At 35.0% G+C, this 14878-nt stretch carries 13 protein-coding genes; all 13 read right to left on the bottom strand.

What is annotated here, in order from left to right; translation table 11 throughout:
- Window positions 1–88: 88 nt before the first annotated feature.
- Window positions 89–694 carry a dephospho-CoA kinase gene (coaE, locus tag AC4BBX_RS02735; RefSeq protein WP_490454942.1) on the bottom strand — a complete coding sequence of 202 codons (606 nt, stop codon included), beginning with the start codon at window positions 692–694 and terminating at the stop codon, window positions 89–91.
- A 3-nt stretch (window positions 695–697) separates the two neighbouring features.
- Entirely contained in the window at window positions 698–1537 is an 840-nt protein-coding gene (mutM, locus tag AC4BBX_RS02740; RefSeq protein WP_490454943.1) for a DNA-formamidopyrimidine glycosylase, read from the bottom strand.
- A 14-nt stretch (window positions 1538–1551) separates the two neighbouring features.
- A complete protein-coding gene (polA, locus tag AC4BBX_RS02745; protein WP_490454944.1) occupies window positions 1552–4197 on the bottom strand; it encodes a DNA polymerase I in 2646 nt (881 codons plus the stop codon).
- Between the two features lie 633 nt (window positions 4198–4830).
- Entirely contained in the window at window positions 4831–5298 is a 468-nt protein-coding gene (locus AC4BBX_RS02750) for a MaoC family dehydratase (RefSeq protein ID WP_490455747.1), read from the bottom strand.
- Window positions 5299–5417: 119 nt separating this feature from the next.
- Window positions 5418–6755 carry a UDP-N-acetylmuramate--L-alanine ligase gene (murC, locus tag AC4BBX_RS02755; RefSeq protein ID WP_490455748.1) on the bottom strand — a complete coding sequence of 446 codons (1338 nt, stop codon included), beginning with the start codon at window positions 6753–6755 and terminating at the stop codon, window positions 5418–5420.
- A gap of 881 nt (window positions 6756–7636) precedes the next feature.
- Window positions 7637–8098: a SprT family protein gene (locus AC4BBX_RS02760; protein ID WP_490454945.1), complete on the bottom strand. Its 462-nt coding sequence runs from the start codon at window positions 8096–8098 to the stop codon at window positions 7637–7639.
- Window positions 8095–10263, bottom strand: a complete 2169-nt coding sequence (locus tag AC4BBX_RS02765) for a Tex family protein (protein ID WP_490454946.1) — start codon at window positions 10261–10263, stop codon at window positions 8095–8097. Before AC4BBX_RS02765 ends, AC4BBX_RS02760 begins: the two co-directional genes overlap by 4 nt.
- 132 nt (window positions 10264–10395) lie before the next feature.
- Window positions 10396–11130 carry a metallophosphoesterase gene (locus AC4BBX_RS02770; protein ID WP_490454947.1) on the bottom strand — a complete coding sequence of 245 codons (735 nt, stop codon included), beginning with the start codon at window positions 11128–11130 and terminating at the stop codon, window positions 10396–10398.
- A 125-nt stretch (window positions 11131–11255) separates the two neighbouring features.
- Window positions 11256–11627, bottom strand: coding sequence for a VOC family protein (locus AC4BBX_RS02775; protein ID WP_490454948.1), 372 nt, complete (start codon window positions 11625–11627; stop codon window positions 11256–11258).
- A gap of 4 nt (window positions 11628–11631) precedes the next feature.
- Window positions 11632–12018, bottom strand: a complete 387-nt coding sequence (locus AC4BBX_RS02780) for a DUF1149 family protein (protein ID WP_490454949.1) — start codon at window positions 12016–12018, stop codon at window positions 11632–11634.
- A gap of 732 nt (window positions 12019–12750) precedes the next feature.
- Window positions 12751–13791 carry a SepM family pheromone-processing serine protease gene (locus AC4BBX_RS02785; protein WP_490454950.1) on the bottom strand — a complete coding sequence of 347 codons (1041 nt, stop codon included), beginning with the start codon at window positions 13789–13791 and terminating at the stop codon, window positions 12751–12753.
- Complete coding sequence (coaD, locus tag AC4BBX_RS02790) at window positions 13784–14272, bottom strand: pantetheine-phosphate adenylyltransferase (protein ID WP_490454951.1); 489 nt, start codon at window positions 14270–14272, stop codon at window positions 13784–13786. The genes AC4BBX_RS02785 and coaD overlap by 8 nt, the downstream gene beginning before the upstream one ends.
- Window positions 14273–14303: 31 nt before the next feature.
- A complete protein-coding gene (gene rsmD / locus AC4BBX_RS02795) occupies window positions 14304–14864 on the bottom strand; it encodes a 16S rRNA (guanine(966)-N(2))-methyltransferase RsmD (protein ID WP_490454952.1) in 561 nt (186 codons plus the stop codon).
- Between the last annotated feature and the right edge of the window lie 14 nt (window positions 14865–14878).

Below are 14878 nucleotides of genomic sequence, written 5' to 3' on the forward strand. Positions count from 1 at the left end.
TTTCTAACAGTCAGACAGAAAAAAACTCTAGAAATTCCTAGAGTTTTTTTAGAATGATTCATTTAATTTTCTGCAAAATTTTATACGATTAGACTTCGGTAATCAGATTTTGTTCCTGTAACCATTTATTTACTTGTTGCTTCGTTTCTTCTAAGGTTCCTTGATTATCGAAAACAATATCGGCTTGCTCTTTTTTTAACTCAATTGACACTTGGCTTGCAATTCGTTGCTTAGCTTCTTCTTCTGTCAATAGATTTCTGGCCATCAATCGTTCTAATTGTATATCTTCTGATGTATAGACAACTGCAACTTGATCCATCACATGACAATAATTTGCTTCAAATAATAAAGGGATATCTGCAATGACTAAAGATGATTGTTGTTGTTTTGCAGCTATTTTTTTTGTTATCTCAGCCCTTAGAATTGGATCTAGAAGTCGATCTAATTGTCGTCTTTCTTTGGGATTGGCAAAAATCAGTTGCCCTAATTTTTTACGATCCAAGCTACCATCCCCTGAAAGAATTTCTTGACCAAAATGAGCGATAATCGCCAATAAACCTGGTTGTCCAGTTTCAACCACTTGGCGAGCTACCTGATCAGCATCCACAATGGGGAAACCATATTCACGAAAAAAGTTAACCACCGTACTCTTTCCAGTTGCGATACCGCCAGTAAGACCTAACACCATTCCCATTACTTACTCTTCCTTTCGAATTTGGCAATTCGGACAAAAATGCGTTCCACGTTGGGCGACTTTGGTTTTAACAATTGCTCTGCCACAATGTTCACATGGCAGCCCTGTTTGTCCATAAGCATGTAAAGAAATTTGAAATTTCCCAGCTTCTCCTAAAGCATTGGCATAAGAGCGAATTGTTGTTCCACCAGCAGCTACAGCTCTTGCCAAAACTTCGATGATTGCATGGTATAAGTTTTCGGTTTCAGCTTCATCTAGAAGTTTTGCTGAAGTCTCTGGATGAATTTTTGCTTGCCACAACGCTTCATCCACATAAATATTACCTAATCCAGTCACAATTTTTTGATCAAGTAATAGTGGTTTTATCGATTTATTCGATTTAGATAATTGTTGTCTGAAGGGTTCTAACTTAAAAACATCTGGTGTTGGTTCAGGACCTAGTTGTTGAATTCCTTTATAGATATTTGCCTGATTTTTACCCACTAAGTCAATACGACCAAATTTTCGCACATCGTTATAGTGTAAGGTGGAGCCGTCAGAAAAATGAAAAACCACATGAGTATGCTTCCCAATTATCTCTTTTGTTTCCTTAGGGAAAAACTCATATTTCCCCTCCATTCGCAAATGAGAGATCATATCATAATCAGACCATTTAAAAATCAAAAATTTCCCTCGGCGATGTACGTCTTCTAATTGTTGATTAACCAGAGCGTGTCTGAATTCATCCACACTAGGAGCTTCAATAATTCTATTCCAAAAAACATCTATTGAAGAAACCTTTTTTCCTTTTATTAATTGTAAAAGACCTTTTCTTACAGTTTCAACTTCTGGTAATTCTGGCAAAAAGTTTCACCTCTCTATTTTGCTTCATACCATGTCTTGCCCCAGCTACTGTCGGTAACCAGTGGTACACTTAATGACACGGCAGATTCCATGACTTCCTTCACTAGTCTATCAAGTGTCTCTAACTCACTTTCAGGCACTTCAAAAACTAATTCATCATGTACTTGCAATAACATGGTTGCTTCTAATTTTTCTTCTTCCAAACGTCTATTTAATTCAATCATCGCAATTTTTAGAATATCCGCAGCACTTCCTTGAATTGGAGAGTTAATCGCTGTTCTCTCAGCAAAAGAACGAATATTGAAATTACGAGAATTAATATCCGGCAAATAACGACGACGATGATATAGAGTTTCAACATACCCTTTGTCTTTTGCCTCACGCACAACGCTCTCCATATATTCTTTTACGCCAGGATAACGAGCAAAATACGTATCAATGTACTGCTGTGCTTCTTTTCTAGTAATCCCTAAATTTTGAGATAAACCATAGTCAGAAATTCCATAGACAATCCCAAAGTTAACAGCCTTCGCTTGGCGGCGCATGTTTGGAGTGACATCTTCTGCCTTGTCAATGCCAAATACCCTCATTGCTGTACTAGAATGGATATCTTGCCCTTCTACAAAGGCAGCTTTTAAATGTTCATCATCTGAGATATGTGCTAATACACGAAGCTCAATTTGTGAATAGTCAGAAGAGTAAATGACCCAATTTTCTTTACGCGGAACAAAGGCTTCACGAATTTTACGTCCTTCTTCTAAACGAATCGGGATGTTTTGCAAGTTAGGATCAACTGAACTTAGACGTCCCGTTTGTGTTAGTGTTTGAACGTAACGGGTATGAATTTTCCCATCGGCTTGAATCATTTTTAAAAGACCCTCAACATAGGTAGATTGAATTTTTGAAATCTGACGATACGTTAAAATATCTTCTACCACAGGGGCTTGTTCTTTTAATTGCTCTAAAACATCCACAGCAGTTGAATAGCCTGTTTTTGTCTTTTTAATGACAGGAAGACCCATCTTTTCAAATAAAATAACACCTAATTGTTTTGGAGAATTTAAATTGAATTTTTCACCAGCTTGCTCATAAATTTTTTCTTCAATTTCTTGCAACCTTAGTCCAAATTCGCCTTTCATTTGATTTAAGCGTTGTGCATCCACGCGAATTCCAGTGATTTCCATTTTAGCTAAAATACTAGATAGAGGAAATTCCATTTCATTAAACAAGGTAGTTTGATCTTTTTCAGCCAATTCTGTTTCCAATTTTTCTGATAAAAATTCAATTGCTTTGACTTTACGAGCAAGATGAGCAAAAAAGACTTCTTCATCTTCTGGTAAACCTTTTTTAGCGCCTCTACCATAAATCGTGTCATCTGATTGGATATCCGTATAACCATAATGTTCTGCAATATTTGCAATATCATTGCTATTGTCATTGGTGTCTAGTAAATAAGCAGCTAATAAAACGTCATAAGTGATTCCTTTTGGTTGACCAATGTATCGACTCATCGCTACTTGCGTTCGTTTACTATCAAATACTTTTTTATGCATGCTTTCATCAAAAAGCCATGATTGAAAAGTTGGATTTTCGAAAATCCCTTCATTGTTGCTAACATAGATTTTTTTGTTCGTTCCCCAAGCAACTCCCACAATATCTTCAATGTGGTAATTATCGCCTAACATTTCAATATAAAAAGAAGTATCTGTTTCAAACATTTCTGAGTTAATATCTTCAACTACTTCGAATAAAATGTCTTCCATTTCTTCTTGAGTATCCACTACATTTAATTTTTCAAGAAAAGTTTTAAAGTTCATTTCTTTATAAAAAGGAACCAGTTTATCTAAATCTTTTCCATCATATTTTAATTCATCAATTCCAATAGTCACTGGTGAATCTACATTTATTGTAGCTAGCTTTTTAGAAAGAAAAGCTTGTTCCCGATCATTAATTAGATTTTCTTTCATTTTGCTTTTCTTTAATGTATCAATGTTTTCATAAATTCCTTCAACAGTCCCAAACTCTTTTAATAACTTAATCGCTGTCTTTTCCCCGACTTTAGTTACTCCGGGAATATTATCAGAAGCATCTCCTGCAAGTCCCTTCATGTCGATAATTTGAATCGGAGATAAGCCATCATATTTTCCAGCAATATGAGCAGGGGTATATGATTCAATTTCACTCACACCTTTGACTGTAATATCTACTGTCACATCTTCGGTTGCTAGTTGAGTTAAATCTCGATCTCCTGTTAGGATAACCACATCAAATTGTTCTTTATCTACTTGATTAGCTAAAGTGCCGATAATATCATCAGCCTCGTAATTCTCCAATTCATAGTGTTTTACTCCTAAACCAGTAATTAATTCTCTAATATAGGGCATTTGTTCTTTGAATTCGCTAGGTGTTTTTGCACGCCCACCTTTGTATTCATCATACCATTCGTTACGAAAAGTTGTTTTTCCAGCATCAAATGCTACTAATACATGGGTAGGTTTTTCTTTATCCATAACATTTTCAAACATATTATTAAATGCATAAATTGCATTCGTATGTAAGCCACTGTTATTTTTAAATCTCTCCAAAGAGTTATGCAGTGCAAAAAAAGCACGAAAGGCGACACTATTTCCATCAATTAAAAGTAATTTATTTTTTTTCATATTTTAAGCTCCTCGCTTCAAGCATTCTTCTTTATTTTAACAAAGAAATCACTCCAATGCGATTATTTAAGAAAAAAACTCCTTGTTACTATCTTCAATCAAGCAAAAACATAAAAAACTTCCAGTTCATCTGTCCGTAAAAGCGACTCATTACCAGAGACCGCTCTAAGCCTCCTTCTAAGGAGTCTCAAAGCTTTCGGCGTTCAAACACATTGTAGGAAGTAGAAAATCACTTCTTCCAACAATGTATAATTCATCCTCATCTTTAGCTGGTGATGAGTCCTTTTCCTACCAGCTAAACTTCCAGTTTTTGAAATTCATCTTACTTGAAAATTACCAGAGAAAGACTAGATAGAAACCGGAAGAATAAATGAAGTAATTTCCTTGTCGTGTGTCAAAGAGCTGAATTAATTACGTTGACTTAATGCAATTAGGATTTAGTCAACGTTTCAAAGAGACTCTGTCAAGAAGCTCGTGACAATTTCACACAATAAGTATAATTACGGAGTTTTATTCTGGAAGTTTCATATACTATTAGACTTAGTTGTAAATTGTCGAATACAAAATAAGGATGTATGACTTAGAAAGTCGCATATCCTCATAATTGAATTAGTTTGTTAAACAAAATATTTATTAATCTTTCACTTCTTCGCTAAGATTCGTACTTACAGGAGGTTGAACCATGACAACGGCATCTAATACGCGTTTTTCATCCTCATTTATCGCTTCGACAGAAACGGTAATTACATCTTTTCTTTTATCGACTTTAATTACTTCAAAGTCAAAAGTTAATGTTTCATAATGGTATACAGGTTCAATAAAGTTCACAGAAAAATTCACTACATGTGAACCTGGACCAGGTAAATGCTTCGAAATAGAACTGGTTACAATTCCCATCAACATAATAGATGGAACAATTGGTTTTTCATAACTTGTTTTTTGGGCATAATCATGTTGAATGTATAACGGATTCGCATCATTGGTCAATCCAAGATACAATAACAACTGATTATCTTCAATCGATTCTGTGACCGATAACGATTCACCCTCTTCAATTTCATCTATCGTTTTTCCTAATTTTCTCGGTTTACCTATCAAAATAGCAGTCCTCCAAGTATTCTATTTTCTTATATTTTATCAAAAGCTAAAAAAAGTGCAAGTACAGTCATTTACACCCAATGAAAATAGCCCAATTCAATCAAGAACGGGGCATATACTCATTATAAAACGTTTCTTGTTGTGTTACTCAATAGCGTTTCATAAGCATGTTCAAACTTTTGAACATCTCCTGCTCCCATAAAAATCATCACTGCATTTTCATGATCTAATAATGGTGAGACATTTTCTTCTTTAATCACTTGGCCACCTTTTTGAATTTTGGCACCTAAGTCTTCAATTTTTACATCGCCTTGTGTTTCACGGGCTGAACCAAAAATATTACATAAATATACTTTGTCAGATAAATCTAATGCTTCCGCAAATTCATCCATCAAAGCAATTGTTCTTGTAAATGTATGTGGTTGGAAAACCGCAATAATTTCTTTTTCAGGATATTTTTGTCTCGCGCCATCGATGGTTGCTTTAATTTCTGCTGGATGATGGGCATAATCATCTACAATTGTCATATCTGCAACAATTTTTTCGCTAAATCGACGTTTCACCCCACCAAAAGTAGCCATTTCTTCTGCTACTTTATTCATGTCAAAACCTTCTAAATGAGCAGTAGCGATTACTCCCAGTGCGTTATTAATATTGTGTTGACCAAAAGCAGGTAAAACAAAGTGACCAATCATTTCATTATGGAAATAGACGTCAAAGGCTGAACCTTCTGTTGTACGTACAACATTACGTGCTTGAATGTCATCATCTTCATTTATACCGTAATAATAGATAGGAACATCCGCTTCTAATTTTCTAAGAAATTCATCATCACCATAGGCTAAAATTCCTTTTTTCACTTGATGAGCCAATGTTTGGAAAGCTGAAAAAACATCTTCAATACTCTTAAAGTAATCAGGATGGTCAAAATCAATATTTGTCATAATAGCATAGTCTGGTGAGTAGGCTAAGAAATGTCTACGATACTCACACGCTTCAAAAGCAAATAAATCTGCGTCAGGTTCACCGTGACCCGTTCCATCTCCTATCAAATAACTAGTAGGTCGAATGCCTGTTAAAACATGAGCTAACAATCCAGTGGTACTTGTTTTACCGTGAGAGCCTGTTACAGCAATACTAGTGAATTGTTGAATAAAGTCACTGATAAAATCATGATAACGTACAACTTCTAAACCTAGTTCTCTTGCGCGTACCAATTCTTCATGTGCGTCAGTAAAGGCATTACCAGCAATAACTGTTAAACCTTCATGGATGTTTTCTTCGTCAAAAGGATACAAAGGAATATCCGCTTTTTCTAAATCACGTTGAGTAAAGAAATATTCTTCTACATCAGAGCCTTGAACAGTCAATCCTTTTTCATGTAAAACTAAAGCTAATGAGCTCATTCCAGAGCCTTTGATTCCTACAAAATGATAAGTTTTGTCGTTTAAATTTGTCATATAAATGATCCTCTCTAAAGCTAAATTGGATAATGCAAGTTGAATAATCGTGGTTTCTTTTATCATCATGCAAAAAGCATGTTTACTCCCACTCTATAAAAATTCTATATGGAACTGGCTTACATTATCTTACAAAATAAAAAAAATAGCAACGAGTTTTATCCTCATTGCACTAAGATTTAATCTTTTCTCATTATTTGAGTTTTTAGTGATTTCTATTCTTGATGTCTACAAAATATAAAGCCCTATTCTCAAAGAATAGAAGTAACTAATTAGAAAAAACAATATAATATCATGTAGAAATTTTGCTAGTTTTAAACTAATTAATCCATGAATTAATATTTACAACCAAGGCTAAACGAATATTGAAACTTCCAGAACAAAGCTCCGAAAGTTCCATTGGTCATGCGAGACCGCCACGAGCCTCTCGTAGAGTCTCTTTGGCTGCTGACGTTCAAACGCTGACTAAGTGCTAATCGCACTAAGTCAGTGTAATTCATTCAGCTCTTTAGAACATGAACAATGACTTTCTACGTTTTGTTCTTCCAGTTTTAATACATAACTTACTAATACATATTCGATTAGAAAAAATGTCAAAACTGGAAAACTATCTGGGAGAAAAGACAGACATCGTGAACTAAAAGATGAGGATGAATTACGCCGTGTTGAAAGTAGCAAATTGCTACTTTCAACACGGCGTTTGAGCACCGAAAGGTCTGAGAGCAGAGGCTCAGAACGGTCTCTCACAATGTCTGTTCTTTACGGACAGATAGATTGGAAGTTTTTATTTTCTAGTTTGGCTAAAAATAGTAATAGATTCAAACTTTATTTATTGAAGAAACTTTTATTCTTGGAAATCCGTTACAATCACTGATAAGTAGCTACTTCCCTACTGTATGCACTTGTGCTTTCAGCCATTTTAATTTTCCATGACAATGACCACATACATATTTTGAGGTATTGATTTTTCTGCGTCTTTGCAATAACTTACCGCATTGTTGGCATTGATAGGTGTTCACTGTAATCTTTCTCTGGACAGACGGAGCAAAACGACTACCGCCCGTTTTTGCTAATAATTCTTTAAACTCCCAATCTTTATGCTGATAACCTTTGCCCTCCAGATGAAGATGGTAGTGGCATAGTTCATGTTTAATTATTCCAATAAAAATTTCTTGTCCATGAGCAAGCATTTTGTGATTAAAATCCAAATGATGATCCTTTAAATGATACCGTCCACCGGTTGTTTTCAAGCGTGAATTAAAAATAGCTTGATGCCTAAAAGGTTTCCCAAATGTTACCAGGGAAACCTCTTCCACCAATTTTTGTAATTCTTCTTGGGTCATTTAGATCCACCTGGGTCAAGCATAGTCAAGCTAATTCGTCCTTTATGAACATCCACTTGATCAATCCAAACTGTTACAACATCTCCGACAGATACAACATCTTTTGGATGCTTAACAAATGTTTTACTCAACTTAGAAATGTGAACCAATCCATCTTGTTTGACTCCAATATCCACAAAGGCACCAAAGTCAATCACATTTCGAACCGTTCCTTTTAATTCCATTCCTGGAAGTAAATCTTCCATTGATAAAACATCTTTCCTTAATAAAGGCGCCGGCATTTCATCACGCATATCACGCCCTGGTTGAACCAAAGCTTTAATAATATCAATTACGGTTTCTTTACCTAACTCTAAATGCTTAGCTAAATCAGAGACATTTAATTGATTTAATGCTTCTTTTGCCTCTTCTTCCCCTAGCTCTTTCAGTGGAATATTTGCAATTGCTAAAATCTCTTTAGCTCCCGCATAACTTTCAGGATGAATTCCTGTATTATCTAAAATATTTTTTCCGTTGGGAATTCTTAAGAAGCCAATTGCTTGTTCATAAGCTTTAGGTCCTAAACGAGGAACCTTCTTCAATTGATTTCGTTGGAGAAAGGCGCCGTTTTCTTCTCGATAGTTCACAATATTTTGAGCGGTTGTTTTGTTTAAACCTGAAACATGTTGAAGCAATTGCGGACTAGCGGTATTTACATCTACTCCTACTTGGTTTACCACAGTTTCAACAACAAAATCTAGCTGTTCACTCAAACGTTTTTGTGAGACATCATGCTGATATTGTCCAACACCGACTGCTTTAGGTTCAATTTTCACCAATTCCGCTAATGGATCTTGTAAGCGACGAGCAATGCTAATTGCGCTCCGTTCTTCAACGGGTAAATTAGGAAACTCTGTACGAGCTGTCTCACTAGCAGAATAGACTGACGCACCCGCTTCATTAACAATCACATAAAAAACTTCTCGATTCACTGACTTTAATTGTTCAGCTACGAACTGTTCTGATTCACGACTTGCCGTTCCATTTCCAATTGCTACCATATCTACTTGATATTTCTCAATCAATTGTCTAAAGGCTGGTCCTGCTGCTTGTCTTTTACCAGCGTTAGCGGGTTTATGAGGATAGATGACTTCAATTGCTAGTAATTTTCCGGTTTCATCGACAATTGCTAATTTACAACCTGTACGATAAGCTGGATCAAAACCTAGAACAACCTTTCCTTTTAATGGTGGTTGTAATAATAGATTTCGTAAGTTTTCACCGAAAATTTCAATCGCTTGTTCATCTGCTTTTTCTGTCAATTCATTGCGAATTTCACGCTCTATTGCCGGTCCAATGAATCGTTTGTAAGCATCTTGGTAGGCTTCGATAATAAAAGGTGTTACTGTAGACTGAGTATCTTTAACAATTTGACGTTGTAAATACTCAAAGATTTTTTGTTCATCGGAAATTAAAGAAACTTTTAAAATATCTTCTTTTTCACCCCGATTAGTGGCTAAAATGCGATGCGATACTATTTTATTAATTGACTCAGTAAAATCGTAGTACATTTCATACACAGATTTTTCATCCTTATCCGCATTTTTAATGTTACTTTGATAACTTCCTTTATTAAAAATGTAGCTGCGAATCCAAGTTCTAAACTTAGCAGAGTCACCAAATTGTTCTGCTAAAATCTCATGCACACCTTGTAACGCTGCTTCTGCGGTTTCAACGGTCTCATTTTGGTATTTTTTAGCTTCTTGATAAACATCGGTACTTGGAAAAGTTAATAACCAATCTGCAAAAGGTTGCAGGCCGTTTTCTTTTGCAATCGTCGCCTTGGTTCGTCTTTTTTGTTTATATGGACGATATAAATCTTCTACTTGTTGCATCTTAGTCGCTTTTAAAATATCTGCTTCTAATTCAGGGGTTAGCTTTTCCTGTTCGTCAATTAAACGAACAACTTCTGCTTTTCTTTTTTCTAAATTTTCTAAATAAGTATAGCGCTCTTCAATCTCTCGGATTTGAACTTCATCTAAATTCCCTGTCATCTCTTTTCGATAACGAGCAATAAAAGGAACAGTATTTCCTTCACTTAAAAGTTCTAACACTTTTTGAATTTGATTGCCTCGATATTGATTTAATTCTAATTGAAGCAGGTCAAAAATTTTATTATTTTCCATAAAAGCAAGTTCCTTTCCTGATAATATCTTTCTTATTCTAACATAAAAAAGATTCTTTGACTGAAAGAGTAACATACAAAAATCTCTAGCACCTACTATTTTTGCAGAAGCCAGAGATTCATGTATTTATTTCTAAAAGTCTGGTTTCCAAGCCCCGGCTAAATTTTGATATTCAATATCTTGAACAATACCATGTTTGTCAAAAATAACTCCGTGAACAGAACCACCAAAAACAGCCCCTCCATCAATGCCGATTTTATTATCTGAAAGCCATAAATCTGTTGTTTGCATATCTCCGTGGAGCATTGGAGTTATTGTATGACCAAAGACAATTGTTTTTCCAGTCTTATTTTTTCCTTGATGGAAACTATCTCTAATCCAAATAAAATCTCGGTCGTCTGTATCGTGCCAATCTTTTTTTGTTAAATCAACCCCTGCGTGAACAAAAATATATTTTTCCCATTCATAATATAAAGGTCTGGCAATTAAAAATTCAATTAACTCAGAATATCTAGAACGAATCATCATAGAAATTTCGGTCGGTGAATATTCATCCAAAGCAGCTGGATGTAACAAACTTTCGATAGTTTCTTTTCCTCCGTTTCGCACGTAACCTGTTATCCAATCTTCCGGAGCCATTAAAAACTGCAAAAAATATTCCTCATGATTTCCACGTAAATAGATTGCTCCAAATTGCTCGACTAAATTTTTCCCAAGCAAAAAACAATCTTTAGAATATTTCCCTCGATCATTTAAGTCGCCAATTAAAACGAGCTGATGCTGATGCGGATCAAAATGCTCCAACAATTTTTTAAACAAATCCAACTTTCCATGAATGTCACTAATTACATAAACATATGGTTTCATCGAATTCCCCCTTTTATTCTATCTCTCTATCATAACAAAAATTTTTATTTCTTGTACCCACGAAATAAAAAAAAGCTTCAGCAAAGTTTTTTAACTAAACTGAAGCTTCCATTATTTTATGTTTTTTAATTTCCAGAGACAGCATAGTAGTTTCCATCTGGATCAGCAAAATTAAAGACCATTTGCTCTTCCATTTGAATTAACTCTCCTGCTTCCACATTTAAACTTAGAATTTTTTTGTACAAATCGACAATTTGATTCGATTGGAACATGATAGAAGCAGCATTAGTAGCGACTTCTGGTGAATGTTTTTCAATAAATTTACGGTCATACAAAACAAAATGAGTTTGAGCTTTCTCACTTGGTGCAATCTCAACTACTAAGGTCCCATCTAATTCTTGACGATCAATTACGACAAATTCTAGTGATTGCCAAAAATCCACAGATTTCTGAACATCATCTACATAAATCATTACTTGTAATTCATTCGTAAACATTTGTCTATTCCTCAACTTGCTTATTAAAGTTTAGTTTAATTCCTGGTTTGTCTGTAACAATTTCTGTTACTTCATAGGTTAAACGTTGTAACATATCAAATAATGGTTCCACTAATTCATCAGACTCTTGTTTGTCCATATCATCTGGACCATTGATTTGACGATTCACAATATGATTCACTTGACCAATTGTTCCACTGATAATAAACTCAGGAAAAACGACTTCAAATTGCAAACGAGCTCCTAAGATACAGTTTTCTTTTGGATAATTTTCATCCGGTGCTTTTAATGGCGCGAAGCCGACATTTAATTTTGTTTCAGCTTCTTGTCCAGGTGCACGCATATCAAAATGATAGGCTTCTACGATAGGTTGTTGTCTTTTAATTTCCAAGTTCTTCACTCTCCTTGAAAAAAGTATATCATAAAAAGAAGCACGAACCTATCCGTTTTTTACACAATTCTCAATCAATAACCAATGAATCATTCATCTGTTTTTACTATTTACAGATGAACATGAATTTCAAAAACTTCCAGTCCATTTGTACCAAAAAGTTACCCATTGCCAGAGACCGCTCTGAACCTTCTTATAGATGTTTCAAAGCTTTCGGCGTTCAAACAAAGTGTAAGTAAGTAGTAAAGCACTACTTCCAACATTGTGTAATTCGTCCTCATCTTCAACTGGCGATGAGTACTTTCCCTCCTAATTGGACTTCCAATTTTTGAAACTCATTCTCCAATAAAGAGTACTAAAGAAAAAAACAAGAAACTGTAAGAATAAACGAAGAAAACACCCTTGTTGTGTGTTAAAGAGCTGATTGAATTATTCTGCCTTTGTGTTGTAATACTTAGTCAGAATTTAAACGTCAGCAGCCAAAGAGACTTTGTTAAGAGGCTCGTGGTGGTCTCACACAACAAGGCTATTTTCAAAGTTTTGTTCTGAAAGTTTCTATTCACTGTTAATTTTGAACTTTAAGTGAAATACAAATATACAAAAGAATGCTCTTACCAGATGTGTATGCTGAAATAGGATTATCTCAAAAAGAAGAGTGGTTAAAGAAGTAAATTAACTGAATAAATAAAAAAAGTTAAACCACGTTTTTTTAAAACGAGTTTAACTTTTTTATTACGTATTTTTGAGATAGTCTAAGGCATCTTGGAATGTTTTTACTGGAACGATAACCATATCAGAATCAATCTTTTCCATAGCTTCCAAAGCTTCTTCATAATTGGTTTTATAATTAGGATAGTTACTTTTTTCTTCTTCGCTCAATTCATCATTCGGTGCAAAAAAGACTTCTACGCCTTGTTGACTAGCACTGGCAATTTTTTTGTCAATGCCACCAATTCGACCAATTTCACCTGATGAGTTAATTGTACCTGTGCCTGCAATATTTTTCCCTTTTCGTAAATTATCGCCAGTTAATTGTTCGTAGATTTCTAAAGTAAACATCAAACCAGCGGAAGGACCACCAATGTTTTCTACATGAAATTCAATCGTATCTTCAGATTCAATTTCCGTATGGTCTGTTAAGGTAATGCCGATACCCGCTTTTTGATTACTTGGTAATTCAATCAATTTCGCCTTAACTTCCTGTTCCTCGTTATCTCGCACAAAAGTAACTGCAACTTCATCACCAATTGTTTTTCCCTGAACATAAGACATGAATTCTTCATTGTTTTCAAAACTGTGTCCATCTACTTTTGTCACCGTATCTCCCACTGAAATTTGTCCAAAAAAATTAGATTCGGGTAACACGTCCATTACGTAAACGCCTTTATATTCAAAAGTATATGGTCGATTGGCATATTTTAAAGCTTGTTCAATGGCATTATTTTGAGAGGAGTCCATATAAAATCGTTGCATTTGACTGTATTCCTCGTCGGTGGTTCCGCCAAATAACTCATCTTCAGAAATAATATCTTGAAACGAATTAAATTTAGCTCCTATAGCTGTTACAACGGAGGCCTGACGAATGCCTACAGAAGTGAGGGAAAAAGACCCTGGATTCTCATCAGTTTGCCCGTTGACTGTAATCAATTCTTTTAAATCAATGGTAGATCCTGGTTGTTCAATATAATAAGGAATGGGTAAAACGATACTCGCTACCATTAAAGAAACAAAGATAAATACTAGAAAAAACTTTATGGAAGACTTCCTATTCATTTTCATCACGCTTTCTTATGGCTTCATAAACATTTGTTGGTAGATATTTTTTAACATCTCCTCCAAATAAAAGCACTTCTTTAATCAAACTTGAACTAATATGGCTATATTCTGATTTCGAACTTAGTAGAACCGTCTCTATATCCGGTGCCAAATGTCGATTCATTTCCATAATCTCTCGCTCATATTCATAATCTTTAATATTGCGTACGCCTCTTAAAAGAAACTTAGCACCCAATCTTTCGGCTACTTTGACCGTTAGCTCCGTTTCCTGAGAAATGACTTTAACGTTCGGTAGATGTGCTAACGCATCTTCCACTAATTGTACTTTTTCTTCCGTTGAAAAATAAGATTTTTTTGAAGTATTTATAAAAATACCGACAAAAACTTCATCAAAGAGAGCTGCCCCTCTTTCAATTGTATCTAAATGTCCCATCGTTAAAGGGTCAAAACTTCCTGGAAATAAGGCAATTCTACTCATCGTTAATCCTCCTCATCTAGATTAAAATTATTTACTCTTTCTCTTCATTCTGATAGAGAGTAACTGCAGTTGAACCATATGTTTGATAGCGGAACTGAATAAGACTGCCCACTGATTCAGGTAATAAAACATCCTTATCTGTTTCACAAACAACTAAGGCATCTTCTTTTAATAATCCTAATTCTAGCATTTTTTCCATTTGCTTCACAATTTGTTGTTTTGCATACGGTGGGTCCAAAAGAATCAAATCGAATACTTTTTGATCCTCTGCCAATTTTTGAATGGCTTGATTGGCATCCATCTTTAAAGTCAGAAATTTTTCCGGCTCTTTCGTCACTTGAATATTTTCTTGAATGACTTTAATTGCTGGATAACTACGATCTACACAGATTGCTTTGTCCATCCCTCTTGAAACAGCTTCGATGGCTAATCCACCACTACCAGAGAAAAGATCCAAAACTTTTCCTCCATCAAAATAAGGTCCAATCATATTGAATATAGATTCTTTTACTTTATCTGTTGTCGGTCGAGTATTGGCACCCTCTAAACTTTTTAGTCGTCTACCTCGATATTCTCCTGATACAACGCGCATCTTGACTTCTCTCC

This window comes from Enterococcus sp. AMC1157 (assembly GCF_058216555.1).